29 protein-coding genes, 1 other RNA gene and 1 pseudogene are annotated in these 26,184 nt (G+C 60.0%); 10 read left to right on the plus strand and 21 right to left on the minus strand.

Annotation, left to right across the window (positions count from 1 at the left end):
* Position 1: 1 nt before the first annotated feature.
* The 5 genes from NAT49_RS13390 to NAT49_RS13410 all read right to left on the minus strand — a co-directional run bounded on the left by NAT49_RS13390 (position 2) and on the right by NAT49_RS13410 (position 3,338).
* The gene (locus NAT49_RS13390) at positions 2-205 is read right to left on the minus strand and encodes a tail protein X (protein WP_349773781.1); all 204 of its coding nucleotides are present in this window, start codon (positions 203-205) and stop codon (positions 2-4) included.
* 8 nt (positions 206-213) lie between these two features.
* A complete protein-coding gene (locus tag NAT49_RS13395) occupies positions 214-684 on the minus strand; it encodes a head completion/stabilization protein (protein WP_251595040.1) in 471 nt (156 codons plus the stop codon).
* A 99-nt stretch (positions 685-783) separates the two neighbouring features.
* On the minus strand, positions 784-1,446 hold the full coding sequence (gpM, locus tag NAT49_RS13400) for a phage terminase small subunit (protein WP_251595042.1): 663 nt from the start codon (positions 1,444-1,446) through the stop codon (positions 784-786).
* Positions 1,447-1,460: 14 nt separating this feature from the next.
* Positions 1,461-2,516 carry a phage major capsid protein, P2 family gene (locus NAT49_RS13405; RefSeq protein WP_251595044.1) on the minus strand — a complete coding sequence of 352 codons (1,056 nt, stop codon included), beginning with the start codon at positions 2,514-2,516 and terminating at the stop codon, positions 1,461-1,463.
* Between the two features lie 12 nt (positions 2,517-2,528).
* Complete coding sequence (locus NAT49_RS13410) at positions 2,529-3,338, minus strand: GPO family capsid scaffolding protein (RefSeq protein WP_251595046.1); 810 nt, start codon at positions 3,336-3,338, stop codon at positions 2,529-2,531.
* A gap of 180 nt (positions 3,339-3,518) precedes the next feature.
* Between NAT49_RS13410 and NAT49_RS13415 the strand changes: the two genes are divergently transcribed.
* The 3 genes from NAT49_RS13415 (at position 3,519) to NAT49_RS13425 (ending at position 7,263) form a co-directional block, all read left to right on the plus strand.
* On the plus strand, positions 3,519-5,324 hold the full coding sequence (locus NAT49_RS13415; RefSeq protein WP_251595048.1) for a terminase large subunit domain-containing protein: 1,806 nt from the start codon (positions 3,519-3,521) through the stop codon (positions 5,322-5,324).
* Complete coding sequence (locus NAT49_RS13420; RefSeq protein ID WP_251595050.1) at positions 5,321-6,388, plus strand: phage portal protein; 1,068 nt, start codon at positions 5,321-5,323, stop codon at positions 6,386-6,388. The genes NAT49_RS13415 and NAT49_RS13420 overlap by 4 nt, the downstream gene beginning before the upstream one ends.
* A 101-nt stretch (positions 6,389-6,489) precedes the next feature.
* Entirely contained in the window at positions 6,490-7,263 is a 774-nt protein-coding gene (locus NAT49_RS13425; RefSeq protein WP_251595052.1) for a DNA adenine methylase, read from the plus strand.
* A gap of 183 nt (positions 7,264-7,446) precedes the next feature.
* Here NAT49_RS13425 and NAT49_RS13430 read toward each other — a convergent pair whose 3' ends face one another.
* From NAT49_RS13430 to smpB, 4 genes are all read right to left on the minus strand, one after another.
* The gene (locus NAT49_RS13430) at positions 7,447-7,884 is read right to left on the minus strand and encodes a type II toxin-antitoxin system death-on-curing family toxin (protein ID WP_285836144.1); all 438 of its coding nucleotides are present in this window, start codon (positions 7,882-7,884) and stop codon (positions 7,447-7,449) included.
* Positions 7,885-7,889: 5 nt separating this feature from the next.
* The gene (locus NAT49_RS13435; protein ID WP_251595056.1) at positions 7,890-8,060 is read right to left on the minus strand and encodes a hypothetical protein; all 171 of its coding nucleotides are present in this window, start codon (positions 8,058-8,060) and stop codon (positions 7,890-7,892) included.
* Positions 8,061-8,623: 563 nt separating this feature from the next.
* Positions 8,624-9,002: a transfer-messenger RNA gene (gene ssrA / locus NAT49_RS13440) on the minus strand.
* Positions 9,003-9,048: 46 nt separating this feature from the next.
* Positions 9,049-9,528 carry an SsrA-binding protein SmpB gene (gene smpB / locus NAT49_RS13445; RefSeq protein ID WP_251595058.1) on the minus strand — a complete coding sequence of 160 codons (480 nt, stop codon included), beginning with the start codon at positions 9,526-9,528 and terminating at the stop codon, positions 9,049-9,051.
* A gap of 127 nt (positions 9,529-9,655) precedes the next feature.
* Here smpB and NAT49_RS13450 point away from each other — a divergent pair, with 127 nt between their 5' ends.
* Together NAT49_RS13450 and NAT49_RS13455 are read left to right on the plus strand one after the other, a co-directional pair.
* Positions 9,656-10,087: a type II toxin-antitoxin system RatA family toxin gene (locus tag NAT49_RS13450; RefSeq protein ID WP_251595060.1), complete on the plus strand. Its 432-nt coding sequence runs from the start codon at positions 9,656-9,658 to the stop codon at positions 10,085-10,087.
* Positions 10,080-10,385, plus strand: a complete 306-nt coding sequence (locus tag NAT49_RS13455; RefSeq protein ID WP_285836145.1) for an RnfH family protein — start codon at positions 10,080-10,082, stop codon at positions 10,383-10,385. Before NAT49_RS13450 ends, NAT49_RS13455 begins: the two co-directional genes overlap by 8 nt.
* A 5-nt stretch (positions 10,386-10,390) precedes the next feature.
* Here the strand turns inward: NAT49_RS13455 and NAT49_RS13460 are convergent, their stop codons facing one another.
* The gene (locus tag NAT49_RS13460; RefSeq protein WP_251595064.1) at positions 10,391-10,864 is read right to left on the minus strand and encodes an outer membrane protein assembly factor BamE; all 474 of its coding nucleotides are present in this window, start codon (positions 10,862-10,864) and stop codon (positions 10,391-10,393) included.
* A gap of 41 nt (positions 10,865-10,905) precedes the next feature.
* Between NAT49_RS13460 and fur the strand changes: the two genes are divergently transcribed.
* The gene (gene fur / locus NAT49_RS13465; RefSeq protein WP_251595066.1) at positions 10,906-11,358 is read left to right on the plus strand and encodes a ferric iron uptake transcriptional regulator; all 453 of its coding nucleotides are present in this window, start codon (positions 10,906-10,908) and stop codon (positions 11,356-11,358) included.
* 106 nt (positions 11,359-11,464) lie between these two features.
* Here the strand turns inward: fur and recN are convergent, their stop codons facing one another.
* Positions 11,465-13,141, minus strand: a complete 1,677-nt coding sequence (recN, locus tag NAT49_RS13470; protein ID WP_251595067.1) for a DNA repair protein RecN — start codon at positions 13,139-13,141, stop codon at positions 11,465-11,467.
* Between the two features lie 170 nt (positions 13,142-13,311).
* On the opposite strand from recN, the gene grpE reads away from it, so the two are divergent.
* The 3 genes from grpE (at position 13,312) to dnaJ (ending at position 17,220) form a co-directional block, all read left to right on the plus strand.
* On the plus strand, positions 13,312-13,941 hold the full coding sequence (gene grpE / locus NAT49_RS13475) for a nucleotide exchange factor GrpE (RefSeq protein ID WP_251595069.1): 630 nt from the start codon (positions 13,312-13,314) through the stop codon (positions 13,939-13,941).
* A gap of 109 nt (positions 13,942-14,050) precedes the next feature.
* Positions 14,051-15,979: a molecular chaperone DnaK gene (gene dnaK, locus NAT49_RS13480; RefSeq protein ID WP_251595072.1), complete on the plus strand. Its 1,929-nt coding sequence runs from the start codon at positions 14,051-14,053 to the stop codon at positions 15,977-15,979.
* An 89-nt stretch (positions 15,980-16,068) separates the two neighbouring features.
* Entirely contained in the window at positions 16,069-17,220 is a 1,152-nt protein-coding gene (gene dnaJ, locus NAT49_RS13485; RefSeq protein WP_251595074.1) for a molecular chaperone DnaJ, read from the plus strand.
* Positions 17,221-17,320: 100 nt separating this feature from the next.
* Here dnaJ and NAT49_RS13490 read toward each other — a convergent pair whose 3' ends face one another.
* Both NAT49_RS13490 and NAT49_RS13495 read right to left on the minus strand, forming a co-directional pair.
* On the minus strand, positions 17,321-18,151 hold the full coding sequence (locus NAT49_RS13490; RefSeq protein WP_251595076.1) for an endonuclease/exonuclease/phosphatase family protein: 831 nt from the start codon (positions 18,149-18,151) through the stop codon (positions 17,321-17,323).
* Positions 18,148-18,783, minus strand: a complete 636-nt coding sequence (locus NAT49_RS13495; protein WP_251595078.1) for a thiol:disulfide interchange protein DsbA/DsbL — start codon at positions 18,781-18,783, stop codon at positions 18,148-18,150. Before NAT49_RS13495 ends, NAT49_RS13490 begins: the two co-directional genes overlap by 4 nt.
* 185 nt (positions 18,784-18,968) lie before the next feature.
* Between NAT49_RS13495 and yihA the strand changes: the two genes are divergently transcribed.
* Positions 18,969-19,598, plus strand: a complete 630-nt coding sequence (gene yihA / locus NAT49_RS13500; RefSeq protein ID WP_251595080.1) for a ribosome biogenesis GTP-binding protein YihA/YsxC — start codon at positions 18,969-18,971, stop codon at positions 19,596-19,598.
* Positions 19,599-19,636: 38 nt separating this feature from the next.
* On the opposite strand, the gene NAT49_RS13505 is transcribed toward yihA, so the two are convergent.
* From NAT49_RS13505 to argH, 8 genes and pseudogenes are all read right to left on the minus strand, one after another.
* Positions 19,637-19,933, minus strand: a complete 297-nt coding sequence (locus tag NAT49_RS13505; protein WP_251595082.1) for a hypothetical protein — start codon at positions 19,931-19,933, stop codon at positions 19,637-19,639.
* Positions 19,934-20,012: 79 nt separating this feature from the next.
* Positions 20,013-20,717: an HAD family hydrolase gene (locus NAT49_RS13510; protein ID WP_251595083.1), complete on the minus strand. Its 705-nt coding sequence runs from the start codon at positions 20,715-20,717 to the stop codon at positions 20,013-20,015.
* A complete protein-coding gene (locus NAT49_RS13515) occupies positions 20,695-21,621 on the minus strand; it encodes a tyrosine recombinase XerC (protein ID WP_251595085.1) in 927 nt (308 codons plus the stop codon). The genes NAT49_RS13510 and NAT49_RS13515 overlap by 23 nt, the downstream gene beginning before the upstream one ends.
* Entirely contained in the window at positions 21,618-22,271 is a 654-nt protein-coding gene (locus tag NAT49_RS13520) for a DUF484 family protein (protein ID WP_251595087.1), read from the minus strand. Before NAT49_RS13520 ends, NAT49_RS13515 begins: the two co-directional genes overlap by 4 nt.
* Before the next feature lie 30 nt (positions 22,272-22,301).
* Positions 22,302-23,132 (minus strand): diaminopimelate epimerase, encoded by an 831-nt coding sequence (gene dapF / locus NAT49_RS13525; RefSeq protein ID WP_251595089.1) that lies wholly within the window; start codon positions 23,130-23,132, stop codon positions 22,302-22,304.
* A complete protein-coding gene (gene lysA, locus NAT49_RS13530; protein WP_251595091.1) occupies positions 23,132-24,391 on the minus strand; it encodes a diaminopimelate decarboxylase in 1,260 nt (419 codons plus the stop codon). The genes dapF and lysA overlap by 1 nt, the downstream gene beginning before the upstream one ends.
* A 176-nt stretch (positions 24,392-24,567) precedes the next feature.
* A pseudogene (lptM, locus tag NAT49_RS13535) lies at positions 24,568-24,669 on the minus strand (LPS translocon maturation chaperone LptM); the annotation flags it as partial.
* A complete protein-coding gene (gene argH, locus NAT49_RS13540; protein WP_251595093.1) occupies positions 24,666-26,075 on the minus strand; it encodes an argininosuccinate lyase in 1,410 nt (469 codons plus the stop codon). The gene argH and the pseudogene lptM, both read right to left, overlap by 4 nt.
* Positions 26,076-26,184: the final 109 nt, after the last annotated feature.

Consider the following 26,184-nt stretch of genomic DNA (forward strand, 5'->3'; position numbering starts at 1 on the left):
GTCAGTCCCACAGCTGGATGGATGAATGGGTCGGCGTTCGCGGTGCGGCTTCCGGCACGGGCAGCCGAACCTCGGTGCCGGTCGGCAGTACTGGCCCCCGCTCGCAAAGACCGGGGTTCAAGGCGTAGACGGCCGTCACGGCGGCGGTGCTGCCGAGGTGGCGGTAACAAATCCGGTCAACGGTATCGCCCTGGATCGTGCGCACGGTCGCCATCAGATCAGCTCCACGGTGACGTGCCCGCGCCCGGTGATCTCGCTGATTGCCCAGTGAGCGTCGCGGCGGAAGCGGTCTGCGGTCTGATCGTGCAGGTCGCCCCGATCACGGGTGCTGGCTGTGGCGTCGTAATCCCGGTAGCGCTCGAGCAACTGCGCATGGGCCTCGGCGTAGACCGCACGCCGATAGAGGTCGGGGTAGATGCTCGGTGGCTGCCAGCTCGGGGTCGGTACCGCATCGATGTGCAGATACCCGGTCTCGATCTGATCGAACTGCCAATGGCGCAGCACGCGGTTGGTGGTGGCGATCGCGGTCAGCAGCACGTCGTCGAGCCTGGCTGGTGTAACCGTGCCATCGACTCTATGGCGGTCTCGGAAGTCGGCGGGGTCGATGGCTGGCCAGAAGCCGTTGTTGGCGATCGGCTCGAGGGGCGTGGCGCGGGTGTTGCCGGTGGCGACGAAGCTGCTCATGGGCGGTCCTTTTAAATCAGGGGGTGGACGGCGAGGCAGCGATCGGCCGCTGGCCTTGCGTTCTCACCGTGCCCCCTGGCGTCGCGGGTCGACTCGGTATCAGGCGTTGGGGCCTGAGGTCTGTTTGAGCGCACGCTCGACGCGCTCGATGTCCTTTTTCACGCCGACGCGGTCGTTGAGCTCGAGGGCGCGCTGGTAATGCGGCAGGGCCTCGGTCAGCTCGCCCCGGGCACGGTGGCCGTTGCCGAGCGCCTTGTGCAGCTTGGCGCGGATCGGGTCGTGCATGTCGGCGTCCCCCGTCAGCCGCTCGATCTCGATCAATGCGTCGAGTAGGTGATCGTCATCCTCCTGAAGCGCCAGCGCCTGGTCGGCGGCTTCCTCGGCGAGAATCGCCGGGGTCGAGCGCTGGAACTGCTCGCCCGGGTCGAGCCCGTACTGCAAGGCGTAGCGAGCGATCGGCAAGGCGCCGTCGATGTCGCCGACGTCGATGCGCCAGAGCATGACGCGCATCAGCACCTCGTCTTCGGCCCCGCGCCCGGCCTCGAGCACGCCGGCGACGTAGTCCCCGTAGTTAGGCAGCAGCTCGCGCTTCAGCTGAATCTTGCGCTCGACCGACTGCACCGACTTGAGGCGGCGGTAGTCTTCGAGCAGTTTGGCGTGCATCAGGTGAAAGGCGTCGCCGTGCATCGGTTCGTCGCCGGTCGTCCGGGCCGCTTGCGCGGCCGAGACCCGTTGGTAGTGGCGTTTTGCGAGCGAAGTCATGGTCGGTCCTTTGACTAGCCGTGCAGCGCGGCCGGTGACATTTCGATGTTCTCGATCAGGCAGCCGGCTTCGAAGTCTTCGACGACGTAGGCGTCGTTGGAGGACTCGAAGTTCTCGATGCGGTTGCGCTTGGGGTTTTCGGCCACGTGACGCCGGCGGGCGCCGTTTTGCCAGTAGATCGAGAGGTTATCGAGCGGTGTGATCATGATGGCGTTGTCGGGGAAGTACGGAACGTCCATGCCCTGCAGGCCGCCGATGCGCTTTTGGCTGATAACCAGATCGGCCGCCATCTGCTCACTGGGAAGGTTCTGGTTGAGCAGCGGGAAGTACTTGTCCGACATCAGGCTGCGCCCGACGATCACGACCATGCCCGGTGCCGAGCGGTACCACGGTTCGATCAAACCATTGACCGCGTCATAGACCAGGGCATCGAGCGTGGCGTAATCGCCGACCAGCTCGGTGTTGCCGTCGGCATCGGTGGTCTTGGTCGGGTCGATGACGATCTTGCCGGCGGTCTTGCCGTCTTTCATCACGCGCTCGGGCGCCTGATCGCGGTAGTGCTGAAGCCAGCCGATGTTGACGTCCTGCAGCAGCGGGTTGGCCGCCGGGTCGGTCTGCTTTGCCGCCGAGGTGCCGTTGAAGCCGATCATCAGTCGGTCGAGTGCCTGCTGACGCACGATGGCGTCGCGGATCATGGCCTGGAAGTTGGGGAACTTGGCCCAGGCGTCCAGCTTGGCGTAGCCGATATGGGTGTCGAACTCGGTCATCCGGCACTCGTAGCCCTGGGCATCCAGCGTGGCGAGGTCTCGGGTCGAACGCTCGCGGTTGGCGACGTCGGTGCGCGCGGCGATCGGGCCAGAGATGCCGAGCTTCAGCTTCTCGCCCTTGAGCTCATCCACACCGATGAAGTTGATGCGGCTCAGAAAGTCACTGGACTCCTGAACGCGCTTTTCCAGGCGCTGCTGAATCGAGGGCTCCACCGCGAACTTCTGCGTCGCGTCGGGCACCCCGTTGAGTTTCGCCACTTGGCTGGCGAACTGGTTGAACTGTTGTCGTGTGTCATTGCGCATAAAGAGTGGGTCTCAGCAGTCGGTTTCGAGGGTGCCGTCGCCGCCGGTAGCCGGTGTGCGGGGCGGATGTCGGGGCGTGCTATCGAGCGTGGCGTAGAGCTGATCGAAGGCGGTCTTGAGCTGATCGTGCTCCGCTTTCAGCGCTTGGAACTGCTCCGCCGAGGGGCGCGTTTCTAGCTCGGCGCTTAAGCGGGTGTTCTCAGCGACGAACAGGCCCATGGTCTGCTCGAGATCGTCACGCAGGGCGGCGAAGTTGCCGTGGGTTTCTTCCCGCTGGCGCTTGAACATCGTTTTGACGCGCTCAGCGAGCGTCGGGCCCTTGGGCGGGATGTGCTCGAAGCCGAAGTCGGTCTCAACTGCCGCGGTAAACAGGTTCTCGGGCTTTTGCTTCTTGGCCGTGAGCGGCGACTTGTCGCCGGCCTGTGCGCTGAAGGCGAGCATTTCGGTACCGAGCGAGGCGGGGGAGTCGGTCACGGCCAGGCCGACCAGGTAGGCTTCGCCGCTGCCGGCGAAGTCGGGATCGACTTCCATCGAGGTGTAGACCTTCTGGCGCGCCTGGTTCAGCGCCTTGAGTTCCTCGGTCGGGTCGATCTGGGCCAGCAGTTGGAGCTTGCCGGCGTCGTCTTCCTCGGTTTTGAGCGCCGTTACATCGCCGTAGCTCTTGAAGGGGCTGTCCGGCAGCACACCGCGAATGTGTTCGAGATTGACGCGGCAGCCGTATTTTTGTGGGTCGAAATTGGCGGCCATCTGTTCCAGCCAGTGGCGGCTGATGGTGCGGCCGTCGGTGGTGGCGCCTTCGGTCGCGATGCGGAACCAGTCCATGCGTGTGTCCTTTACAGTCGGTCGGAGCGGGTAACTGCTGTATGGACGTCAGGGTCACTGGATCAGCGGGCCTTCTCAACGCGCGGGCGTTGTAAAGCGGCGGTTCACAAGCCGTGGCCCGATATAGGTCCTCGGGACGTCGGTAGGCTGGGCGCATCGTTTCCAAGTGCCTGATTTGCCATGACCGTGACCGATCAAACACCCGCCGTGCTCGATGCGTCGCTGGATGCCACCGACGCCACCCGGTTCGCCGCGCGCCACCTGTATTGGATGGGCTGGCGCATCGGCCGCATTGCCGAGTTTCTGGATTTGCCGGCCGGGACGGTGTCGAGCTGGAAAAAGCGCGATGGCTGGGACAAGGCCAGCCCGACCGAGCGGGTCGAAGGCGCGCTCGAGGCGCGGCTGGTGCAGCTGATCGGCAAGGAACAGAAGGAAGGTCGCGACTTCAAGGAGATCGATCTGCTGGGTCGGCAGATCGAGCGATTGGCCCGGGTGCACAAGTACCAGGGCAGTGGCAAGGAGTCGGACCTCAACCCGAACATCGACCGACGCAACGCCGGCGAGAAGAAAAAGCCCGCCCGCAATGACGTCGGCGAGGAAGGTGTGATCCAGATCGTCGAGGCGTTCGAGGCCTCGCTGTTTCTATACCAGCGCCACTGGTACCGCGCCGGACAGCATGAGCGCATTCGCAACCTGTTGAAGTCGCGCCAGATCGGCGCGACCTGGTACTTCGCCCGCGAGGCCATCGCCGACGCGCTGGAGACGGGCAAGAACAAGATTTTCATGTCGGCGTCAAAAGCCCAGGCCCACATCTTCCGCAACTACATCGTTCAGTTCGTCAAGGAGACCACCGGCGTCGAGCTCAAGGGCGACCCGATCGTGTTGGCCAACGGCGCGGAGCTTCATTTTCTCGGCACCAACGCTAAGACCGCCCAGGGCTACCACGGCGATACCTACCTTGATGAGTACTTCTGGATCAACGGCTTCGAGCAGTTCCGCAAGGTCACCTCGGGCATGGCGATGCACAAGAAGTGGAAGCAGACCTACTTCTCGACGCCGTCATCGGTAGCCCACGAGGCCTATCCATTCTGGACCGGCGAGCGGTTCAACAAGCGCCGCCGAAAAGACGACCGCGTCGAGATCGATGTAAGCCATTCGGCGCTGGTTGCCGGCGCCCACTGCGCCGATGGGCAGTGGCGTCAGATCGTGACCATCGAGGACGCCATCGCCGGCGGCTGTGATCTGTTCGATCTTGACCAACTGCGGCTCGAGTACAGCGATGACGAGTTCGCCAATCTGCTGATGTGTGAGTTCGTCGACGACTCGCAAAGTGCCTTCCCGATGATGAGCATGCAGCGCTGCATGGTCGACAGCTGGGATTTGTGGCGCGACTGGAAACCGTTTGCCGCGCGGCCGTTCGGTAATCAACCGGTGTGGCTCGGCTACGACCCGGCAGGGGATGGGGAAAACAGCGACGGCGCCGGGCTGGTTGTACTCGCGCCGGCGGCGCACCGCAACGATCGCCACCGCATCCTCGAGCAGCATCGGATCAAGGGGCACGACTACGAGGCCCAGGCCGACTACATCCAGGAGGTCGCCCGGCGCTATAACGTCCAGTACATCGGCATCGACATCAATGGCATGGGCGATGCGGTGGCGCAGCTGGTCGCGAAGTGGTTCCCGCGCGTCACCCGGCACCGCTATACCCCCGACAGCAAGGCAGCATTGGTCCGTCAGGCGCAGCACATCATCGACCGCGGCCGACTCGAGTTCGATGCCCGCGACATTATCATCGCGCAGTCGTTTACCTCGATCCGTCGCGAGCTGACGGCCAGCGGCCGCCAGTTCACCTATTCCGCCGGGCGCAACGCTCGAACCGGCCACGCCGACCTTGCGTGGGCCACCATGCACGCCCTCAGCAATGAGCCCATCGACGTACTCGCCGAGGGCGAGCGCGGTGGCTCGATCATGGAGCTCTACGAATGACCCTTTCACCCGATAAGCCTCGCCTGCGCCTGCCGGCGACCTTTTCAGACGCCAATCTGGTGCCCGCGCCGACGCCGGCCCCGGCCCATGCCGAGGCGTTTTCGTTCGGTGAGCCGGTCCCGGTGACCGACCTGGCCGATTTCCTCTACACCGGCTGCTGGATGCTGACCGCGCGCTGGTACGAGCCGCCGATCGATCTGCCGGCGCTGGCCAAGATGTATCGAGCCACGGCCCATCATGGGTCGGGCCTTCAAGTGAAGCGCAACATCCTGAGCCGTTCGTTCATTCCACACCCGTTGCTTGGCCGGCAGGCCTTTCGCGAGCTGGTAACGGATTACCTGGTGTTCGGGAACGCCTACCTCGAGCGCATCCACGGCCAGCTGGGCCGCGTGATCGGGTTGCGTCCGGCGCGGGCCAAGTACGTGCGCCGCGGCACCGAGCCTGGTCAATTCTGGTGGGTCACGGATTGGCAGCAGCCGGTCGAGTTTGAGCGCGATGCGGTGATTCATCTGCTCGAGCCGGACATCAACCAGGAAATCTACGGGGTGCCGGATTATCTGGGCGCGCTGCAGTCGATCATGCTCAACGAGAACGCCACGCTGTTTCGCCGCCGCTACTACTTGAACGGCAGCCACGCGGGCTTCGTGATGTACGTCAGCGACGCCGCTCAGAATCAGGAAGACATCGACGCCATGCGCGACGCCCTCAAGAATTCTAAGGGCGTCGGCAACTTCCGCAATCTCTTTCTGCACTCCCCAGGCGGCAAAAAAGACGGCGTTCAGATCATTCCGATCAGTGAAGTGGCGGCGAAAGATGAGTTCGCTGGCATCAAGAACATCACCCGTGACGACACGCTGGCCGGCCATCGAGTGCCGCCTCAGCTGATGGGGATCATTCCGAATAACACCGGCGGGTTCGGTGACATCGAGAAAGCCGCGCGGGTGTTCGTGACCAATGAGCTTGAACCGTTGCAGGCGGTGTTTGAGGAGATCAACGAGCAGATCGGGGAAGAGGTGGTGCGGTTTAGGCCGTATGAGCTGGGCGGCAGTGACCACGCCGCATAAAAAAGAGCTCGGCGGTAAGCCGAGCCAATCAATAGTGCCTTGCAACACCACTACAGTAACCGGCCATCGAATCGCTGGCCTCCAATGACAGGTGTCGCACTATGGGCTTACACGCCACTCAAAAACCGATCGTGCCCTGGATGGGTGGAAAACGCCGGCTGGCCAAACAGATCCTGCCGCTGTTTGGGCCGCATCGAACCTACGTCGAGCCGTTTTGCGGCGGCGCGGCGCTTTACTTCATGAAAGAGCCCTCGCCGGTCGAGGTGATCAACGACGCTAACGGCGAACTGGTCAACCTGTACCGGGTGGTTAAACACCATCTCGAGGAGCTTCTGCGCCATTTCAAATGGGCGCTGGTCAGCCGGCAGGAGTTTCTGGACCTCAAGCGCACGCCGCCGGAAACGCTGACCGACATTCAGCGCGCCGCGCGGTTCTTCTATCTACAAAAGACCGCCTTCGGCGCACGGGCGGATAATCCGTCGTTTGGCACTTCGGCGGCGTGCCGGCCTCGGCTCAATCTTTTGCGGCTCGAGGAAGATCTGAGCGAGGCGCATCTGAGGCTCAGTCGAACGTTGATCGAGCAGTTGCCCTGGGAGGAATGCGTCAGACGTTACGATCGTGATGAGACACTGCTTTACCTCGACCCGCCATATTGGGGCACCGCCGGCTATGGTATCGAGTTCGGTCTCGAGCAGTACGCCCTGATGGGTAAGCTTGCGCGTGAGGCCAAAGGCCAGGTGGTGATCAGCGTCAACGATATTCCAGAGATGCACGAGGCATTCGAGGGGCTGACCATTCAGCGCACTCAGCTCCGGTACTCCGTTGGACTTGAGCACACCGCGCCTCGCGGAGAGCTGATCATTTCTAACCGTTGAGAAAGCGCCTAATGACAAAGCCACCCTGATGGGTGGCTTTCTTATGCCTGGTTGTCTGGCTTATCCACACCCGGTCGAGCCGGTCAGCACCGCCGCCGCGTCATCAAAATATCTGCAACGCATCCGAGCCGCTTACTTGTTTTCGTTTACCAAGTGGCTAAAGCAGAGCAGGGAGAAAATAAATCAATCGTTGAGCTTTGACGTATCAAATTCACGAGACCAATAGGCTAGCCAGTCCGCAATCTCGTCAAGTTCGTACTCGTGCATGGCAACGCCTTCCCATAAGATAACCACGTCATCCCCAGGCGCGGTTAACTCCCAGCCATTTAGCATAAGGAATTCATAGACGCATCCCGCAGCAGTCCGCTTATTGGCATTCATAAAGCAATGGTTCTGTACCAAAGCTTCGCCAAGAACTGCAGCAAGAGTAAAAATATCATGGGTCTGCTGGAAATACGCGAACTGAGCCGGTCGGCACTGGGCACTATCCAAACCGCTTTGATTAAGTATACCGAATGGCTCATGAGGGGTAAGCGCCAACATTTCCTTGTTGACGCTTATAATGTGATCGCTAGGAAGGTATCTAATCCCGTCGTGCGGGTCTGAATCGCAAGTTGGCATGTACCTCAGACCTTAGCTAGCTCCCGATAGGCCGATTCATAGCGGGCAAAAGAGTGCTGGCGAACCTTTTTGGTCTGTGCTTCATGATCACCTAGACACGGGCGGGCCTTGGCAGTTTCGCCAACTTGGCGCCGAGGAATAGCCAATCGCTCTTGTTTTTTCAGTGTCTGATTCATACGACCTCCTACAGCAGCCAGAGACAAAAACGCCCTTGGTGAATACCAAGGGACGTGACCGCTTACCAAAGCATTCTATTTAGCACTAAGGCAAATAGCAATCCTGGTAAACCGCAAACCTGGAAGGTAAAACTGCCCCTTTAGGAATTTGCTTTGGCGTCCGTGTGCCATGCTCAATGGCTGCTGAGCACTGCCGCCGCGCCGTCGACTCCCCGCCCCGCCTGCGCGCTAAATGGGTCGGTTTCCTTGCACCCACGCAATCGGCCTCAGGCCGCGCCACTGATGGGGCGCATGGCGGTTTTGGGGGTGCAGATTCGCTTGCGATTCCTTGCATTTCTAACGCCGGATTTTGGCAAGCCAAAATACCCATGTTAGGAGTGGGGTAAGCTCATTCTGACCACAGAAAAAAGTTGCCTCAAATGTTGCCCCAGCCATGCCAAAACATGCTGATCCATGTGTTATCGGCTATTTCGAGATATCGGCCGTTATGAGCTTGTTTGGCTGCAAGCGTTTGATTTTGGGCATAAAAAAAAGCCGCTGTCGGTGACAGCGGCTTTGGCGCTTGGTGGAGGCGGCGGGAATTGAACCCGCGTCCGCCGGCGCTTACCCATTGGCTCTACATGCTTAGATCCGTCTTTTCATTTAGCGACACCTTCTCCGACGGGCAGGATAAGGCTACGCGATCCCTCTAATGTTTAACGTTTGACACGAAGGCAAGGCCAAACGCGGTCCTGTCAGCTGAGCTCTTCTCCCATCCAGGATGAACAGGCACATCCTTTCCGGGCCAGGCTAACAACTAGCAGTGTTTAAGCTGCCAGTGCGCCCTGAGCGTAGTTTTCGTCGTTTGCGACTATTTTAAAGTAACGTGGTATTTACGAGATACGTTACGCTCTCGGCATGCACCTCAGGGCTTACTACCGGCGTCGAGACCAGATCGCCCCCAAGTAATCGATGATGGTAGCACCGCAGTTTGTTGAACGCCAACGCTTTAGCGTTGCTCTCTAACGATCCGGGCTTTCTGGCGGTTCCAGTCGCGTTCTTTCTCGGTGGCGCGCTTATCGTACTCTTTCTTGCCCTGTACCAGTGCCAGTTCGCATTTTACCAGGTTGTTTTTCCAATACAGTTTTAGGGGTACACAGGTGTGTCCCTTATCTTGGGTGCGCGAAAAGATCTTGGCAATTTCTTTTCGGTGCAATAGAAGCTTGCGAGTGCGCGCCGGGTCGGCGACTTCATGCGTACTGGTGGTGCTTATTGGCGTTATATTGGCGCCCATGAGCCAGGCTTCGCCACGCCGAACCAGAATATAGGTGTCCGTGAGCTGGCCTTTGCCGGCTCGCAGGCTTTTGACTTCCCAGCCTGCCAGTGAGAGGCCTGCTTCGAACGTTTCCTGGATATGATATTCGTGACGAGCCTTTTTGTTCTGGGCAATAACGTTGCCACCGGGCGCGTTTCCTTTTTTCTTGCCCATAGAACCCCTATGTCCTTATAGCGTGCTCTCCGCGATACCGGGAAAGCGTGATAACATTCAAGTCATTCATCTATGTGAAAGACGCACTATTATACGCAGAAAGTGCGTCCCCGTCAGTGGAGAGGTTATGCCAACAGTGAGTCAGTCGGCGCTCGTTAAACACTCTGATCGGAAAATGTTTGATCTGGTCAATGACATCGAGCGCTACCCCGAATTTTTGCCTGGGTGTCGTCAGGCGACGGTGGTCGATGAGGGCGACAATTATCGGGTCGGTAAACTGACTCTGTCCAAAAGTGGTGTCGAGCAGAGCTTTACCACCCGTAATACACTGCATGCGCCCTCGAGGATCGACCTGTCGCTTGAAGATGGGCCTTTCAAGAAGTTGTCCGGGAGCTGGCGCTTCATGGAAATGGGGGAAAACGCCTGCAAGGTCGAATTTCAACTCAACTTCGAATTTTCGAACCGCTTGATCGGCATGGCGTTTGGGCGGTTGTTTCATCAGGTTGCCAAGCAGCAGGTTGATGCCTTCGTTAAACGAGCGAACCAGGTCTATGGCTGATCAAGCGGTTGAGATTGAGGTTGTATATGCCTTACCTGGGCAGCAGTTCATGAAACTCTTGCGCGTTGAGCACGGTACAACGGTGAGGGCGGCTGTACTTCAGTCGGGGTTGGATCAGGAGGCTGCGACTGGCCTTACGCGCACCATGCTTGAGAATGCTCCGGTCGGTGTCTTCGGAGTAAAGCTTCGGGCGCCGGAGCATAACGTGGTTGCACAAGGCGACCGGGTAGAGGTTTACCGGCCCTTGCTCTGTGATCCCAAAAAGGCCCGAATTGCTCGGGCCAACAAGAAAGGGTGAAGGCGTTAGTCGTCGTTTGGATAAGGCTGTGTGCCGGTACCCGGTATGGGGTCCAGTACGGTCGACTCAGGGTCAGCCGCCGATTCTGAGGCTGGTGGCTGGTTGTTAACGTTCGGTGAGGCATCAAGGTCGCCGCTTGTGCGTACGCGTTGAACGGTGTCACCCTGGAAATCAAGCGTTACGCGCTTGCGGGTAGAGGTGCCATCGGCCTTCTTGACCCGATAGACGTAGTCCCATTGATCCTTACCCATCGGATCTTCCAGAAGCGGTGTACCCATGACATAGACGACCTGGGATTTACTCATCCCGGTGTGAATCTGTTGTACCATGTCCTGAGTGATCAGGTTGCCTTGGGGGATGTCTCTTTTGTAGACACCGAACCAGCTACACCCGCCAAGAAGACCAAGAATGCAACAAAAGGTGACTAATCGGATCGATTTTTGCATTTGCGTCTGACTTTCCTTATCGTTTGCCTTCATCGATCATACCTGATACATCAAGCGACTGCGAAGAGCGAACTATGGCCGACAGGAACCAGGAGTTACGCAAGGTAGGCCTCAAGGTCACCCTGCCACGGGTCAAGATCCTTCAGATACTGGAGGCAACCCGAGAAGAAGACCTGCACATGAGTGCAGAAGACGTATACAAATCGCTGCTGGATCAGGGCGAAGATGTCGGTCTTGCGACGGTTTATCGTGTTCTGACTCAGTTCGAAGCGGCGGGCCTTGTGGTAAGGCATAATTTTGATGGAGGCCATGCCGTCTTCGAAATGTCCCAGGAAGATCATCACGACCATATGCTTTGCCTTGAAACCGGTGAGGTTGTCGAGTTTTTTGATGACGACATCGAGCGTCGTCAACGTGAGCTTGCCGATGAACGTGGTTATGAGCTCGTTGATCATGCGCTGGTGCTTTACGTCCGGCCCAAGGGCTCAAAGGCGACTCGCCAGGATGGGGGCGGGAATCGGCGCTAAAGGATGATCGCAGCCGCTTTAGTAAAAAAGAGCGCGACCCAATTGGGTGGCGCTCTTTTTTTTGAGCTCAAACAACGAGCGGCCTGCGTCAATCGCCGTATGTCAGTCAGTGGCGTTGATCGGACTGGCCGCTTTTGAGCATTTCCCGGGCATGTGCCAGCGTCTGTTGGGATAGATGTACGCCGCCAAGCATCCTGGCCAGCTCGCGAACGCGGCCCTGTCGGTCCAATAGAAGCATTGAGGTCTGCGTTTGATGTTCATCGGCCTGCTTTTCAATGTGCAGGTGCTGATGCGCCTGAGCGGCCACCTGGGGCAGATGGGTAACGCACATGACCTGGCCGCGCCCGCCAAGCTCTCTTAAGAGCTGTCCGACGATTTCGGCCGTGGCGCCTGAAATGCCTACGTCCACTTCGTCAAACACCAGTGTCGGTGTTTTGCTGTGTGTGGCGGTCGCCACCTGAATAGCCAGGCTGATGCGTGAAAGCTCACCGCCCGAGGCGACTTTATGAAGCGGGCGCATGGGTTGTCCGGGGTTTGCGCTCATCAAGAATTGAACGTGATCAAGCCCTTCCGGCTGGGGTTTTTCAAGCGGGGTCACTGCGACCTCGAAGCGCGCCTTCTCCATTCCGAGAAACTTGAGCTGCGCCTCGACATCGGCTGTCAGTTGTATTGCTGCCTTTGCTCGTCGATCACTGACAGTTGCAGCAAGCGCGCGCCACTCATCGCGTACGGTCTGGGCCTGCTCCTCAAGCTCGGAAAGATCGCTCGGGCCTGCATCCAGTTCACTCAATTCATGCGCCAGCGTCGCGTGAAGTCCGGTCAGCTCTTCCGGATTGACGTAGTGCTTGCGAGCGATGGTGTGTGCCGTGCTCAGGCGCTCTTCCACGAACGCGAGCCGTGTCGGGTCCAGTTCGATCGAACTTTGATGATGCTCCAGATCGCTGACGGCTTCGCTTAACTGGATGCGAGCCTCCTCGAGCATTGTGAGAATCGGTTCGATCGTTTTTCGCTGGGCGTCGGGCAGTGTTCCCAGATGGCCCAGCGCGCTCGACAGTCGCGTGAGGGCGCCATGCTGTTCATCACCACACTCATCGAGTGCGTGTTGGGTGGTTTGAATGGACTGTTCGGCGTGAGAGAGATTGGTGTGCTCAGTCTCAAGCTGGCCCAGTTCTCCCTCCTGCAATGCGAGCTCATCAAGCTCCTCCACTTGGTAGCGAAGAAGCTGCAGGCGCGCGTCACGCTCGCTGCTGTTTTCTCGGCGCGCACGTATGTCGCGACGAAGGGATTGCCATTGACGGTGCAGGCCCTTGAGGCGCGAAACATCGTCCTGATGCCCGGCCAGCTCATCCACCAGGCGCAGGTGCGTTTCCTCACGCATTAGCGCGTGGTGCGCGTGCTGGCCGTGCACTTCGATCAAATGCTCGCCAAGCTGCTTTAGATCCGACGCCGTGCAGGGCGTGCCGTTGATCCATGCCTTTGAGCGCCCGGACGTCGTCACTACGCGCCGAATCAAGCAGTCCTCGGTGTCAAGCTCTCGCTCTGAGAGCCAGTCACGCGCGCTGGGTAGGGCTTGAATATCGAAGCGGGCGCTGATGTCGGCCTGCTTGGCGCCGTGGCGAACATTGGCGGCATCAGCGCGGTCGCCGAGGCACAGCCCCAATGCACCCAGCAAGATGGACTTTCCGGCACCGGTTTCGCCGGTAATGGCCGTCATTCCCTTTCGAAAATCAAGATCGAGGGCATCGACGATGGCGTAGTGATGGATAGACAGTTGAGCGAGCATGAGGTGTCCCTGTTGATAAACACACTATGGCTTTTTATACAGTGACCCTGTGGCCGGTTCAACCATTCAGCCTGCTGCTTTTTTCTGTCGCCCCCTTGAGAATGGACGCAACTCGCCCCATTAACGCAGCAGATTCATTTGACCGAACACCAACTGGGAGAGGCTTGACCATGACGGATAAGTCCAATACGCAAAAAGACGAAGAACTTCAGCGCGCCGAGCGCGACGCGGAACCCCAGCCCATGGAAGACGAGTCCATTGAGCGTGTGGGGGAGTGCCTTGAAGAAGACGCGCTTGAACCCGTAGAGGGCGAACTCGATGGTGATCCCGAGGCCGATGTTCTGGCCGCGCGCGTTGCAGAGCTCGAAGAGCAGTTGAAACAGGCCGAAGACAAATCGCTGCGAACGGCTGCAGAAGCTCAGAACGCACGTCGTCGCGCTGATCAGGAAACCGAGAAAGCGAAAAAATTCGCGCTCGAAAAGTTTGTAAAAGAGCTTTTGCCGGTCGTCGACAGCCTCGAAAAGGCGCTCGAGAGCATGCAGGAAGACGCTTCTGAAACGCACCGCGAAGGCGTATCCATGACGCTCAAGATGCAGGTCGATGCGCTGAACAAGTTCGGCGTCGAGCAGATCGAGCCCAACGGCGAGCCCTTCGACCCGAATTTTCATGAAGCGATGACGATGGTGCCGAGCCCCGACGTCGAGCCGAACACCGTCATCGACGTCATGCAGAAAGGTTACACGCTGAACGGCCGCCTGGTGCGCCCGGCAATGGTTGTGGTCAGCAAGGCCGCTGAATGAAAAACGCCCCTTGAAAGGCGTTAACCCGGCCCCATATAAGCAGACAGACACGCGGAATACTCCGCATCAGATACGAACCAATAGATCAGTTTTGAAGTGAGGTGGATACATGGGACGCATTATTGGTATTGACCTTGGTACGACAAACTCTTGCGTTGCCGTACTCGATGGCGACAAGACCAAGGTTATCGAAAACGCTGAAGGCGGCCGTACAACGCCGTCGATCATTGCCTACGCCGACGACGGCGAAACGCTCGTCGGTCAGGCGGCCAAACGTCAGGCCGTAACCAATCCCAGCAACACGCTTTATGCGGTAAAACGCCTGATCGGCCGCAAGTTCAAGGACGATGTCGTCCAGAAAGACATCAAGATGGTGCCCTATTCCATCGTTGAAGCCGACAACGGCGATGCCTGGGTTCAGGTCAACGACAACAAGATGGCTCCGCCGCAGGTCAGCGCCGAAGTTCTCAAGAAGATGAAGAAGACCGCTGAAGACTACCTCGGTGAAACCGTCACCGAAGCGGTCATCACGGTACCGGCCTACTTCAACGACTCGCAGCGCCAGGCCACCAAGGATGCCGGCCGCATCGCAGGTCTTGAAGTCAAGCGCATCATCAACGAGCCGACAGCTGCCGCGCTTGCCTATGGCATGGACAGCATCAAGGGTGATCGCACCATCGCGGTTTATGACCTGGGTGGCGGTACCTTCGATATCTCGATCATCGAAGTTGCAGACGTCGAAGGCGAGAAGCAGTTCGAAGTGCTGGCAACCAACGGCGACACGTTCCTTGGTGGTGAAGACTTCGACTTGGCGCTGATCGACTACCTCGTTTCTCAGTTCAAGAGCGATTCCGGCATCGACCTCTCCGGCGACAGCCTCGCGATGCAGCGTTTGAAGGAAGCCGCCGAGAAAGCCAAGATCGAGCTGTCCTCCGCGCAGCAGACCGAAGTGAACCTGCCCTACATTACGGCAGACAACACGGGTCCGAAGCACCTGGCGGTCAAGGTAACGCGCGCCAAGCTCGAGTCGCTGGTTGAAGATCTGGTTCAGCGCTCGCTCGGCCCGTGCAAGACCGCGCTTCAGGACGCAGGTCTATCCAACAGTGAGATCGACGACGTCATTCTCGTCGGTGGTCAAACTCGTATGCCGATGGTTCAGAAGAAAGTGGCCGAGTTCTTCGGTAAGGACGCTCGCAAGGACGTCAACCCGGACGAAGCTGTTGCCATGGGTGCAGCCCTCCAGGGTGGTGTTCTCGGTGGTGACGTCAAGGACGTACTGCTGCTCGACGTAACTCCGCTGACGCTCGGCATCGAAACCATGGGTGGCGTGATGACGCCGCTGATCGAGAAGAACACCACGATCCCGACCAAGAAAACCCAGACGTTCTCGACCGCCGAAGACAACCAGACAGCCGTGACCATTCACGCGCTTCAGGGTGAGCGTAAGCAGGCCGCGCAGAACAAGTCGCTGGGTCGGTTCGACCTTTCCGACATTCCGCCCGCGCCGCGCGGTGTGCCGCAGATCGAAGTCGCGTTTGATCTCGATGCCAACGGCATCTTGAACATCACGGCGAAGGACAAGGCAACCGGCAAGGAACAGTCCATCGTGATCAAGTCCTCCGGCGGTCTGTCCGACGACGAGATCGATCAGATGGTCAAGGACGCCGAAGCGCACGAAGCCGAAGACAAGAAGTTTGAAGAGCTTGTCCAGGTTCGTAACCAGGCCGACGGCATGGTTCACGCAGCGCGCAAGACGCTTGAGGAAGCCGGCGACAAGGCAACCGACGACGAGCGCCAGAAAATCGAGACCGCGATCAGCGATCTTGAAGAAGCGCTCAAGGGCGACGATAAGGACGAGATTCAGTCCAAGCTCGACGCGCTGACCGAAGCATCCGGTTCGCTTGCACAGAAAATGTACGCCGAGCAGGAAGGCGGCGAGCAGGCCCAGGGCGAGAGCGCTCAGGGAAACCAGAAAGCGGACGATGATGTGGTTGACGCTGAGTATGAAGAAGTCAACGACAATCAGAAAAAGCAGTAATACGAGTCCGCACTCGTGACAACGGCGCGGGGGCATCACGGCCCCCGCGCCGTTGTGTTCGAACCATGGTTTCGGAGGGCCAATGACTCATGTCCAAACGTGATTATTACGAGGTGCTGGGCGTCGAGCGCAGCGCCGATCAAAAAGAGATCAAGAAGGCGTACCGCCGTCTCGCCCAGAAATACCACCCCGACCGTAATCCGGACGATGAGACGGCTGCGGAGAAATTTCGTGAAGTCTCCGACGCCTACGAAGTGCTGTCCGACAGTGAAAAACGCTCGGCGTATGACCAGTTCGGTCACGCAGGGGTTGACGGTCAGGCCGGTGGCTTCGGCGGTGGCGGCTTTGGCGGCGGCGGTGCCGGCGGGTTCAGCGACATCTTCGGCGACGTGTTCGGCGATATTTTTGGTGGCGGTGGCGGCGGACGTCGCAACCCGAACGCACCTCAGCGCGGCAGCGACCTTCGCTATAACCTAGAGATCGATCTCGAGGATGCCGTTGCCGGCACCACGGTCGATATTCGGGTACCGAGGCTTGCCGAATGCGGCCAGTGCCATGGCGATGGTGCCGAGCCCGGCTCCAACAAGAGCGCCTGCTCGACCTGTAATGGCATCGGTCAGGTGCGTATGCAGCAGGGTTTCTTCGCGGTTCAGCAGACCTGCCCGACCTGTCACGGTCGTGGTGAAGTCATCGAAACGCCGTGCCGCAAGTGCCACGGTGAAGGCCGCGTCAAGGAAACCCGAACGCTCTCTGTCAAGATTCCGGCCGGCGTCGACACCGGCGATCGCATTCGTCTGAATGGCGAAGGTGAGGGCGGCCTGAATGGTGGTCCGGCAGGCGATCTTTATGTGCAGGTCGCGATCAAGTCGCACGAAATCTTCGAGCGTGACGGCCGTGATCTTCACTGCGATGTGCCGATCAACTTCGTTGATGCAACGCTTGGCGGTGAGCTGGAAGTGCCGACGCTCGATGGCCGCGTCAAGCTCAAGATTCCGCCGGAAACCCAAACCGGCAAGCTGTTCCGCCTGCGTGGCAAGGGTGTGAAATCCGTACGCGGTGGCCCGCCGGGCGATCTGATTTGTAAGGTTGTGACCGAAACACCGGTCAATCTTAACGAAGATCAGAAAGACCTGCTGCGCCGTTTCCAGGAAAGCCTGGACGGTACAGGCACCAAGCACTCGCCGAGAAAAAGCGGCTTTTTCGAAGGCGTGCGCAAGTTCTTCGACGACATGCGCTCGTAAGCGACGTCGGCAGAACGCAAAAATCGGCAGGACAAAAAAGCCCCGCTCAGGCGGGGCTTTTTTTATGCGTGATGCATGTGAATCACATCTTCTCGACCCCTCAGGTCGGAAGAACGATCGACGGTTCTTCCTGCTTGGGGGCGTGATTCAGGGCGCGTGCACACGCCTCGGGCAGTTCGAGTTCAAGCGCAAGTGGCAGGTGATCGGAATAGTGTTGATCAAGCACTTCAAGGTTCGTGGTTTTGAGGCTTTTCGACACCAGAATGTGATCAAGCGCTCGCTTGGGCTGCCATGCCGGATAGCTCAGGAGCGCTTTTCCGGGCGCCAGATCCATCGCATTGCAAAAGCGCTTGTGGGGCGTCAGCTGCTCGAGCGTGCAGTTGAGATCACCAAGCACCACCACGTGCGTCAACGGCTCGATCAACTCGCTCAGATAGCTGAGTTGACGGTCGCGCGTGCGCTGGCCAAGCGAGAGATGCACGGCGAAGATATGCAGTGCATGTTGGCCTTCGCCGAGCGTTGCGTGGATGACGCCGCGCCCCGGCGGGCCCGGCAGCTTGTGGTTTTGAACCCGGCTCATCGGAATGCGGCTTAGAAGGCCGTTGCTGTGCTTGGCCACGTTGCCGAAGTTTCGATTGAGCTGATGACAGCAAAAGGGGAAGGCCGCCTTGCTGGCCAGATATTCGGTCTGGTTAACGTTACCGGACCGAAAGCTACCGCCATCCACCTCCTGAAGCGCCACGATATCGTAGTGGGCGAGGGTGCCACTGATGAAATCGAGCCTGCTCTGTCGCTCGGGGTGTGGCAGAAGATGCTGCCAGCTGCGAGTGACATAGTGATGATAGGCGTGGGTGTGAATGCCTACCTGGAGGTTGAATGTCAGTACGCGAAGTCGCGTGGGCTGGCCAGTCGAGGGGCCTTGGTCGCTCATTTGAGGTTGCCGTCCCGGATTTCATCGGTCAGTTTTGACGCAATGGTCAGCATGTTTTCAAGACCGCCCGCGGTTTTCGGGGTAATCACGTACTTGCCATCGACCACCAGTGCCGGAACGCCCATGAGCTTGTAGGCGCGCATGCGTGCGTGGGCCTCATTGATCTGGCTCTTAACACCGAAGGAGTTCAGCGCCTTGAGTGCGGCTTCCTTGCTGACACCATAATGACTGAAGAACTCGGCGATCTCGCCATCATCGGTCATGTGCTTGCCATTTTTGTGGATTGCGTCGAACAGGTCATCGTGCAGCTTGTGTTCGATACCCAGTTGGGTGGCTGCGTAATAGACCGCGGCGTGACGCACCCAGGTGCGACCCATGGTGGCGGGCAGCAGTTCGAAGTCGACGTCGTCCTTGAGCTCAGCGGCCCATTTTTCGAGCGAGGGATTCAAGGCGTAGCAGTGCGGGCAGCCGTACCAGAAGACTTCAGTTACTTGAATCTTGCCGTCCGGCAGCTCGGTGTTGACCGGCTCATCGAGGACCTTGTAATCCTTGCCGGCCTCGGGGGCGGCGGCAAAGGCCGTCGATGCCAGGCACAGGCTGACAATGAACGACGTCAGTAACTTCTTGATCATGTGTACCACTCCAATGTTGGGTTGTGTAAATCCCTGATTAGAGCCAGCCGAGAGATGAGAGTTCCTCGCAGGCTCGATGTGCGTTCTTGATGGTGCCACAGAGCCGGCCCCGGGTCATGTCGGGCGCAGGACTGGTATACTGTGTGCCGTTCATTCCATTCGTACGACGGCTCAGGAAACCCATCATGTCGCCTCGCTCCATCGATTATCATCAGGCGCGTTTCGTTCATAGCGCGCCGACTCTTGCCCATTGTCTTCCCGATGAAGGTCATGAGGTGGCATTTGCCGGGCGTTCCAATGCCGGTAAGTCCAGCGCCATCAACGCCCTCACGGGGCAGAAGGCGCTTGCCAGAACGTCAAAGACGCCGGGCCGAACGCAGTTGATCAATTTCTTCGAACTCGATGATGGTACACGCCACTTGGTCGACCTGCCCGGCTACGGCTATGCCAAGGTGCCTGAGAAGGTCAAGCTCGAGTGGCAGCGCCATCTCTCGGCCTATCTGCAAAAGCGTCGCTCGCTCAAGGGATTGGTGCTGATGATGGATGTGCGTCATCCGCTAACGGAATTCGATCAGATGATGCTTGCGTGGGCTGATGACGCCGACATGCCGGTTCATATCCTGCTGACCAAGAGCGATAAGCTTAAGCGTGGCGCAGCCGCGGCGAGTTTGCAAAAGGTCCGTTCGGCGCTGGCCGAGTGGGATGATCTGGTCTCGGTGCAGCTCTTTTCATCGCTCAAGCGCCAGGGGCTGGATACGCTTGCTCAGACGCTCAACCGCTGGCTGGCGCCGGACACCGAGTCAAAGCCCGAGTGAGTGGCATGCCCGGCCGCTCGTCACTGACGCGGCGCGCATCAGAAAACGTAGGTTTTCTGGCTTGCCGGGTAGCGATAGGGAAGGGCCTCCTCGACCGGCGCGACCAGGGTGGCCTCCGGGCCATGCGTTGACGTGGATGGCTGGTCAAGCACGGGCGCAGGCGCGGCGGGCGAGTGATACGACGGGTGAATCTCGAGGGTGTCGTAGCGTGCGTTCGGATAATGAACGCCGAAGGCGTCACCCGAGCGCTCTGTTGCGGGCACCATGATCACAAGTGCCAGCGCACCGAGTGCGCCGAGCGCGGCCATGGCAGCGATGATCTTGAATGCACGCATGTCTTCCTCCAGCTCCAGGCCCCATTGAACGCTTAGTGTCGTGTATGGCGGTGGCGCTTACAAGAAGACATGCACGTGTTCAGGCCCTGGCGGCAGTAATACGCTCGATGACGTCAGGCAATTCCCGCACATGGGTCATGGTATGAAGCCGTGGGTGGGAAAACGCAGGCCCCGTCTTCTTGCGATCAATCCAGGCGACGTGCATGCCAAGGCGCAGGGCGGGCAGCGCGTCTTCGGTCCACGAGTCGCCGACGTGGATGGTTTCGCTCGGCGCAGTGCCAAGGCGTGCCATGGCGGCCAGGAACGTGCGGGCATCCGGTTTGGGCGCGAGCCATTCACCGGCGTTGATCACGCAGTCGAACAGCGGTGTGTCCAGAATGCGATGAATGTCCACGTTGCCGTTGGTGATCGCGGCCAGGCCGTAGTGGTGCTTCAGGTCATTGAGAAGCGGCAGGCTTTCCTCGAACAGCGTGACCTCATGACGAAGCGTCAGCATATAGTCGATGGCTTCATCGGCCAGGCGGTTGGCCTCGGCGTTATCGAGCCCGTGCTCGCTTAAAATCTCGAACAGCGCCGTGCGACGCAGGAACGTGAAGTCGCCTCGTCTAAGCGGGTAGCGATCCGCGGCGGCCAGTCGTCGCTCAAGATACGTTTCCGGCGGAAACCGCTTGGCGTGGCCTGCCTGTTGATCCAGCCAGTCGTAGTGCCCTTGTTCGGTGCGAACCATGACCGGGCCGTTGTCCCAAAGGGTGTCGTCCAGATCAAACGTGAGAGCCTTGATCATCATCCTCTCCTGAGGCGTGTGTGTTGCGGGCGCGAGGATGCGCCTTGTCATAGACTTCGGCCAGATGCTGCCAGTCAAGTCGGGTATAGATTTGCGTGGTCGAGAGGTGCGCATGACCCAATAGCTCCTGCACGCCGCGAAGGTCCTGGCTCGATTCCAGTAGATGGCTTGCAAAGCTGTGTCGAAGTCGGTGCGGGTGCAGATGCTCGGGCAGGCCGCGCTCGATCGCCATGCGATTCAGGCGAAGCTGAACGCTTCGCTGCGTAATGCGACTGCCCCGTTTACTGACAAACAGAGCCTCTTCAGCGTCGTTGGCAAGCAGCGGGCGAACGCTCAGCCAGTTATCCAGCGCCTGTCGCGCTCGTCGGCCCAGCGGTAACTGACGCGGTTTATCGCCTTTGCCGCGCACTCGAAGGCGCGTGCTGTCGAGGTGCGACCGGTCCAGCCCGGTCAGCTCCGACAGTCGAAGCCCGGAGGAGTAAAAGAGCTCCGCCATGGCGTGGTCGCGCACTTCGAGCGGGTCGGCTTCATCGAACGGGGCGTCGAGGAAGTGGCTTAGCGCATCGATGTCCACCGGGCGGGGGAGCGCCGCGCGCTTTCTGGGCGTGTCGAGCAGCCGAGCGGGGTTAGTGCTCAGAACATTCTGATCCACCAGATAATCGCCGAAGCCCCGTAAGGTTGAAAGCCGCCGTGCCAGTGTCTGGGCGCCAAGGCCCCGGGTGCGCTCGCGCCCGAGAAACCGACGCAGCAGCGTCACATCGAGTGCGTGCCAGTCGGCAAGGTGTGCCTCGAGAGCAAAGCCGGTCAGCGCCTTCAAATCCTGCCGGTAGGCCGCCCGGGTCGTGTCGCTGTGGCGTGTGAGCGAGGCCAGATACCGCTCGCAGTGATCCTGTAAGACGGTCATGAGAGGTGGCGCTCCAGCAGGCGGCTCACCACGTCGGCGAGAAAGCAGACCGTCGTTCGATCGAGCGTATCGTCTTTTGCAGACAGCACCAGAAAGGCACTGCGGCTGCCAAGCGGCAGCTCGACCAGTCGGGTCGGGCAGGGCGTGCCGAACGCCTCGGGCTGAAGGCGTCGATAGAGCGCCTCGTCGGGCACGAACGCGACCCCATGGGCGTGCTCCGGCACCGCGTGAATATGGTTCACGATCACCTGATTAAGCCCGTGGGTCGGTGGATGGCAGGGTGCGCTGGGCGTCGCGTCACGCCAGAGCGACAGCCAGGTCACGCCATAATGCTCGTCGAGTTGCAGCGCAAGCTGCTGGGCCAGTGCATCAGCGCTGTCGGCGTCCATCAGCGCCAGCAGCACCTGCTGAAGCCGCTGATGACTGCCCTTTTGCTGCCGTGCGCCCTGGCTGAGCGCACTCAGCGCCTGGGTCGAGTCATCGGCCTTTGCTCGTGCGCGTGCGACCTGATACTCCAGAAGCGATACGGCGCCGCCGTGCAGCGGATGCGGCACGTGCAGTTTATCCAGAAGCGCCTCCCGACCTTCGAAGAAGTCGGGGTGCTCGGCGAGCCAGTGAGCAACCTGCGACGCAGTCAGTGACGGCGACATGTCGACCTCCTCGATGACGGTCAGAAAAACCTAGAGTGGAATCCGACCTTCGAACACGCGCTCGGCCGGCCCGGTCATTATCACGCTCTGCTGGTGGCCATCCCATTCGAGCGTCAGCGTGCCGCCAGGCAGGGTGATGTCGACCGGGCTTTCAAGGAGCCCCTGCTGGATGCCGGCCACGGCCGCGGCGCAGGCGCCGGTGCCACAGGCCCGGGTTTCACCCACCCCACGCTCGAACACACGAAGCCGAGCCTTGTGCGTCGACACCACTTCCAGAAAGCCGACGTTGACCCGGTTTGGAAAGCGCTCGTGCGCCTCGAGTTTGGGGCCGAGGGTCGCAACGGGCGCGTGGTCGACGCTGTCGACCAGTACCACCGCATGAGGGTTGCCCATCGACACCGCGCTGAGCGAGACGCGCTCGCCGTCGACGTCCACCTCGTATTGGGTGGCCTCGACCTCGGCCACGAACGGGATTTCGTCAGGCGTCAGTCTAGGGGGGCCCATGTCGACTCGCACCCGCTGATCGTCAGCCAGATGCAGCGTCATCGGGCCGCCGGCGGTCTCGACGCGAATGTCGCGCTTGGTGGTCAGGTGATTGTCGACCACGAAACGGGCGAAACACCGCGCGCCGTTACCGCAGTTTTCCACTTCGCTGCCGTCGGCGTTGAAGATGCGGTAGCGAAAATCCATATCAGGGTGCGACGGCGGCTCGACCAGCAGAAGCTGGTCGAAACCGATGCCGGTGTTCCGGTTGGCCCACTGGCTGATCTTTTGAGACGGGATGCGGGCGCGCTGGGTGACCAGATCGATCACCATGAAATCGTTGCCGAGGCCGTGCATTTTCCAAAAGCGCAGCAGCATCAGTGGGACTCCTCGGGCAGGCGCGATTCACCGGCCCAAAGCTCCTCGAGAGGTGCGCGCTCTCGAATCAGATACATCGCCTCACCGTCGACCATGACTTCCGCCGCCAGTGGGCGCGCGTTGTAGGTCGAGGCCATCACGAAGCCGTAGGCACCGGCGGACTGCACCGCAAGAAGATCCCCTTCGGCAATCGCGAGCGTTCGCTCCTTACCGAGAAAATCGCCGGACTCGCAGACCGGGCCGACCACATCGTAGGTCTGGCGCGTTCGCTCCTGCGTCGTATCGACTTCAACGATGCCCTGATAAGCCTGGTACAGCGACGGGCGGATCAGGTCGTTCATGCCGGCATCGACAATGGCGAAGTGCTTGCTTTCACCCGGTTTCAGGTACTCGACCCGAGTCAGCATGACGCCTGCATTGGCCGCGATCGAGCGGCCCGGCTCGAAGATCAGCTCGAGGCTGTCGTCATCCAGCCGTTCAATCAGCGCCTCGATGTAATCGCGTGTCGCCGGAGGCGTTTCGCCCTGATAATTGACGCCAAGGCCGCCGCCAAGGTCGAGGTGCTTGAGCGTGATGCCCTGCTCCTTGAGGGTGGCCATCAGCTGCTTGAGGCGATCCAAAGCGTCAAGAAACGGCGCAATCTCGGTCAGCTGCGAGCCGATGTGGCAGTCGAGTCCGACCGGGTTCACATTCGAAAGCGCTTGTGCGCGCTGGTAGGTCGCGAGCGCATCGTCGATCGCCACGCCGAACTTGTTGTCCTTGAGGCCGGTGGAGATGTAGGGGTGCGTGCCGGCGTCGACGTCCGGGTTGACCCGAAGCGAGACCGGCGCGATTTTGCCAAGGCCTGCCGCCACATCGTTCAGGCGCTCGAGCTCCGCGCTCGATTCGACGTTGAAGCATTTGATGCCGAGTTCGAGCGCCCGGGCCATTTCATGGCGCTGCTTGGCGACGCCTGAGAACACCACCTTGCTCGGGTCGCCGCCAGCGGCGATGACGCGCTCGAGTTCCCCGATCGAGACGATGTCGAAGCCGGCACCCAGGCGTGCGAGCGTATCGAGCACCGCCAGGTTGCCATTGGTCTTGACCGCGTAGCAGATCAGGTGCGCCCGGCCTTCAAGCGGTGCCTGATAGCCCTTGAAGTGCTCGGTCAGGGCCGCTCGAGAGTAAACGTAGCAGGGCGTGCCGACCTGGTCGGCGACATCGGAAAGGGCGACGTGTTCGGCGTGAAGTTGGCCGTTTTTGTAGTCAAAAGCGCTCATGGCCGGGTCTCTTCGGGGCTGTCGGTGTCGTTTTGCTTATCGGTTTGCGTATCAGTTTGCGTGCGCTCTGAGCGCTCGGCATTGGAGGTGTCGGAGGCACTGTCAGCGCGTTTAGACGATGCGTCGGTATCATCCTGCGCGCCGGCGTCCTGCTCGTAGGCGTGCTGCGGGTCGTATTTTTCGGCCGCGCTCTCATCGTTTGGCATATAAAGCGGGCCTTTCTGGCCGCAGCCAGCCAGCAGCGCCACCGAGATCAAAAGGGCAAGGCGTGTCTTCACTGGGCCGTACCTCCGGTAAAGTGCGCGAGGGTATCGCGGGCGCGCTGGGCGCTGGCGCGAACCTGATTAGGCGCGGTTCCCCCGATGTGGTTGCGCGCGGCGACCGAGCCCTCAAGCGTGAGCACCTCGAACACGTCCTGTTCGATGGTGTCGGAAAACTGCTTGAGTTCCGAAAGCGTCATCTCGGACAGATCCTTGCCGGTCTCGATGCCGTAGGCCACCGATTTACCGACGATTTCATGGGCGTCGCGGAAGGCCACGCCCTGACGCACCAGATAGTCCGCCAGATCGGTCGCGGTGGAGAAGCCCTTGCGGGCCGCTTCGTACATGGAGGCGTTCTTGGCCTCGATGGCCGGAATCATGTCGCCGAAGGCCCGCAGGCAGCCCTTGACGGTATCGACGCTGTCAAACAGCGGCTCCTTGTCTTCCTGATTGTCCTTGTTGTAGGCCAGCGGCTGGGACTTCATCAGGGTCAGAAGGCTCATCAGGTGGCCATAGACACGTCCGGTCTTGCCGCGCACGAGTTCCGGTACGTCCGGGTTTTTCTTCTGCGGCATGATCGAGGAGCCGGTGCAGAAGCGGTCGGGCAGGTCGATGAAATCGAACTGTGCGCTGGACCACAGCACCAGCTCTTCGCTGATGCGCGACAGGTGCATCAACAGAAGGCTTGCAAAGCTTGTGAACTCGATCGCGAAGTCCCGGTCGCTGACCGCGTCCAGCGAGTTTTCCGCCGGGCGGTCAAAGCCCAGCAGCTCAGCGGTAACGTGGCGGTCGATCGGATAGGTGGTGCCGGCCAGGGCGGCCGCGCCAAGCGGCAGCACGTTGACGCGCTTGCGGCAGTCGCGCAGGCGCTCGTGGTCACGGCCGATCATTTCCTGCCACGCGAGCACGTGATGGCCGAAGGTGACCGGCTGCGCGGTTTGCAGGTGCGTGAAGCCCGGCATGATGGTGTCCGCTTCGCGGTCGGCCAGTGTAATCATGCCCTCGCGCAGGCGCGTAAGCTCCAAGTCGATCGCGTCGATTTCATCGCGCAGGTACAGGCGAATGTCGGTGGCGATCTGGTCGTTTCGCGAGCGGCCGGTGTGAAGTTTCTTGCCGGTGATTCCGATCTTGTCGGTCAGCCGGGCTTCGATGTTCATGTGAATGTCTTCGAGTGCGACCGACCATTCAATGTTGCCCGCCTCGATGTCGCGCTCGATGTCGGAAAGGCCGTCGATGATGGCGTCGCGCTCGTCTTCGGTCAGTACGCCGACCTGCGAAAGCATGGTGGCGTGGGCGATGGAGCCACGAATGTCATGGTGGTACAGGCGTTTATCGAAGCCGATGGAGGCGGTAAAGGCCGCGACGAACGTATCAGTAGGTTCACTGAAGCGCCCGCCCCAGGACTGATTGGTCTGTTGTGTCATGATGGCAAGACAATCCCGAAGTGGTACGTGGCTGAATGGGCACAGTGCGAATTCGCCGTGCCGGATACGCTTGAGTGTACCAAACTCGTGTCCAAGGCTCGCCCTTCAT

Source organism: Larsenimonas suaedae, assembly GCF_023712105.1.
Classification (GTDB): domain Bacteria; phylum Pseudomonadota; class Gammaproteobacteria; order Pseudomonadales; family Halomonadaceae; genus Larsenimonas; species Larsenimonas suaedae.

Bases quoted from the DNA above. Each gene is read 5' to 3' on its own strand.
- NAT49_RS13395 (WP_251595040.1), bottom strand. From the start codon at position 684: ATGAGCAGCTTCGTCGCCACCGGCAACACCCGCGCCACGCCCCTCGAG.
- gpM (WP_251595042.1), bottom strand. From the start codon at position 1,446: ATGACTTCGCTCGCAAAACGCCACTACCAACGGGTCTCGGCCGCGCAA.
- NAT49_RS13405 (WP_251595044.1), bottom strand. From the start codon at position 2,516: ATGCGCAATGACACACGACAACAGTTCAACCAGTTCGCCAGCCAAGTG.
- NAT49_RS13410 (WP_251595046.1), bottom strand. From the start codon at position 3,338: ATGGACTGGTTCCGCATCGCGACCGAAGGCGCCACCACCGACGGCCGC.
- NAT49_RS13415 (WP_251595048.1), top strand. From the start codon at position 3,519: ATGACCGTGACCGATCAAACACCCGCCGTGCTCGATGCGTCGCTGGAT.
- NAT49_RS13420 (WP_251595050.1), top strand. From the start codon at position 5,321: ATGACCCTTTCACCCGATAAGCCTCGCCTGCGCCTGCCGGCGACCTTT.
- NAT49_RS13425 (WP_251595052.1), top strand. From the start codon at position 6,490: ATGGGCTTACACGCCACTCAAAAACCGATCGTGCCCTGGATGGGTGGA.
- NAT49_RS13430 (WP_285836144.1), bottom strand. From the start codon at position 7,884: ATGCCAACTTGCGATTCAGACCCGCACGACGGGATTAGATACCTTCCT.
- NAT49_RS13435 (WP_251595056.1), bottom strand. From the start codon at position 8,060: ATGAATCAGACACTGAAAAAACAAGAGCGATTGGCTATTCCTCGGCGC.
- smpB (WP_251595058.1), bottom strand. From the start codon at position 9,528: ATGGGCAAGAAAAAAGGAAACGCGCCCGGTGGCAACGTTATTGCCCAG.
- NAT49_RS13450 (WP_251595060.1), top strand. From the start codon at position 9,656: ATGCCAACAGTGAGTCAGTCGGCGCTCGTTAAACACTCTGATCGGAAA.
- NAT49_RS13455 (WP_285836145.1), top strand. From the start codon at position 10,080: ATGGCTGATCAAGCGGTTGAGATTGAGGTTGTATATGCCTTACCTGGG.
- NAT49_RS13460 (WP_251595064.1), bottom strand. From the start codon at position 10,864: ATGAAGGCAAACGATAAGGAAAGTCAGACGCAAATGCAAAAATCGATC.
- fur (WP_251595066.1), top strand. From the start codon at position 10,906: ATGGCCGACAGGAACCAGGAGTTACGCAAGGTAGGCCTCAAGGTCACC.
- recN (WP_251595067.1), bottom strand. From the start codon at position 13,141: ATGCTCGCTCAACTGTCTATCCATCACTACGCCATCGTCGATGCCCTC.
- grpE (WP_251595069.1), top strand. From the start codon at position 13,312: ATGACGGATAAGTCCAATACGCAAAAAGACGAAGAACTTCAGCGCGCC.
- dnaK (WP_251595072.1), top strand. From the start codon at position 14,051: ATGGGACGCATTATTGGTATTGACCTTGGTACGACAAACTCTTGCGTT.
- dnaJ (WP_251595074.1), top strand. From the start codon at position 16,069: ATGTCCAAACGTGATTATTACGAGGTGCTGGGCGTCGAGCGCAGCGCC.
- NAT49_RS13490 (WP_251595076.1), bottom strand. From the start codon at position 18,151: ATGAGCGACCAAGGCCCCTCGACTGGCCAGCCCACGCGACTTCGCGTA.
- NAT49_RS13495 (WP_251595078.1), bottom strand. From the start codon at position 18,783: ATGATCAAGAAGTTACTGACGTCGTTCATTGTCAGCCTGTGCCTGGCA.
- yihA (WP_251595080.1), top strand. From the start codon at position 18,969: ATGTCGCCTCGCTCCATCGATTATCATCAGGCGCGTTTCGTTCATAGC.
- NAT49_RS13505 (WP_251595082.1), bottom strand. From the start codon at position 19,933: ATGCGTGCATTCAAGATCATCGCTGCCATGGCCGCGCTCGGCGCACTC.
- NAT49_RS13510 (WP_251595083.1), bottom strand. From the start codon at position 20,717: ATGATCAAGGCTCTCACGTTTGATCTGGACGACACCCTTTGGGACAAC.
- NAT49_RS13515 (WP_251595085.1), bottom strand. From the start codon at position 21,621: ATGACCGTCTTACAGGATCACTGCGAGCGGTATCTGGCCTCGCTCACA.
- NAT49_RS13520 (WP_251595087.1), bottom strand. From the start codon at position 22,271: ATGTCGCCGTCACTGACTGCGTCGCAGGTTGCTCACTGGCTCGCCGAG.
- dapF (WP_251595089.1), bottom strand. From the start codon at position 23,132: ATGCTGCTGCGCTTTTGGAAAATGCACGGCCTCGGCAACGATTTCATG.
- lysA (WP_251595091.1), bottom strand. From the start codon at position 24,391: ATGAGCGCTTTTGACTACAAAAACGGCCAACTTCACGCCGAACACGTC.
- argH (WP_251595093.1), bottom strand. From the start codon at position 26,075: ATGACACAACAGACCAATCAGTCCTGGGGCGGGCGCTTCAGTGAACCT.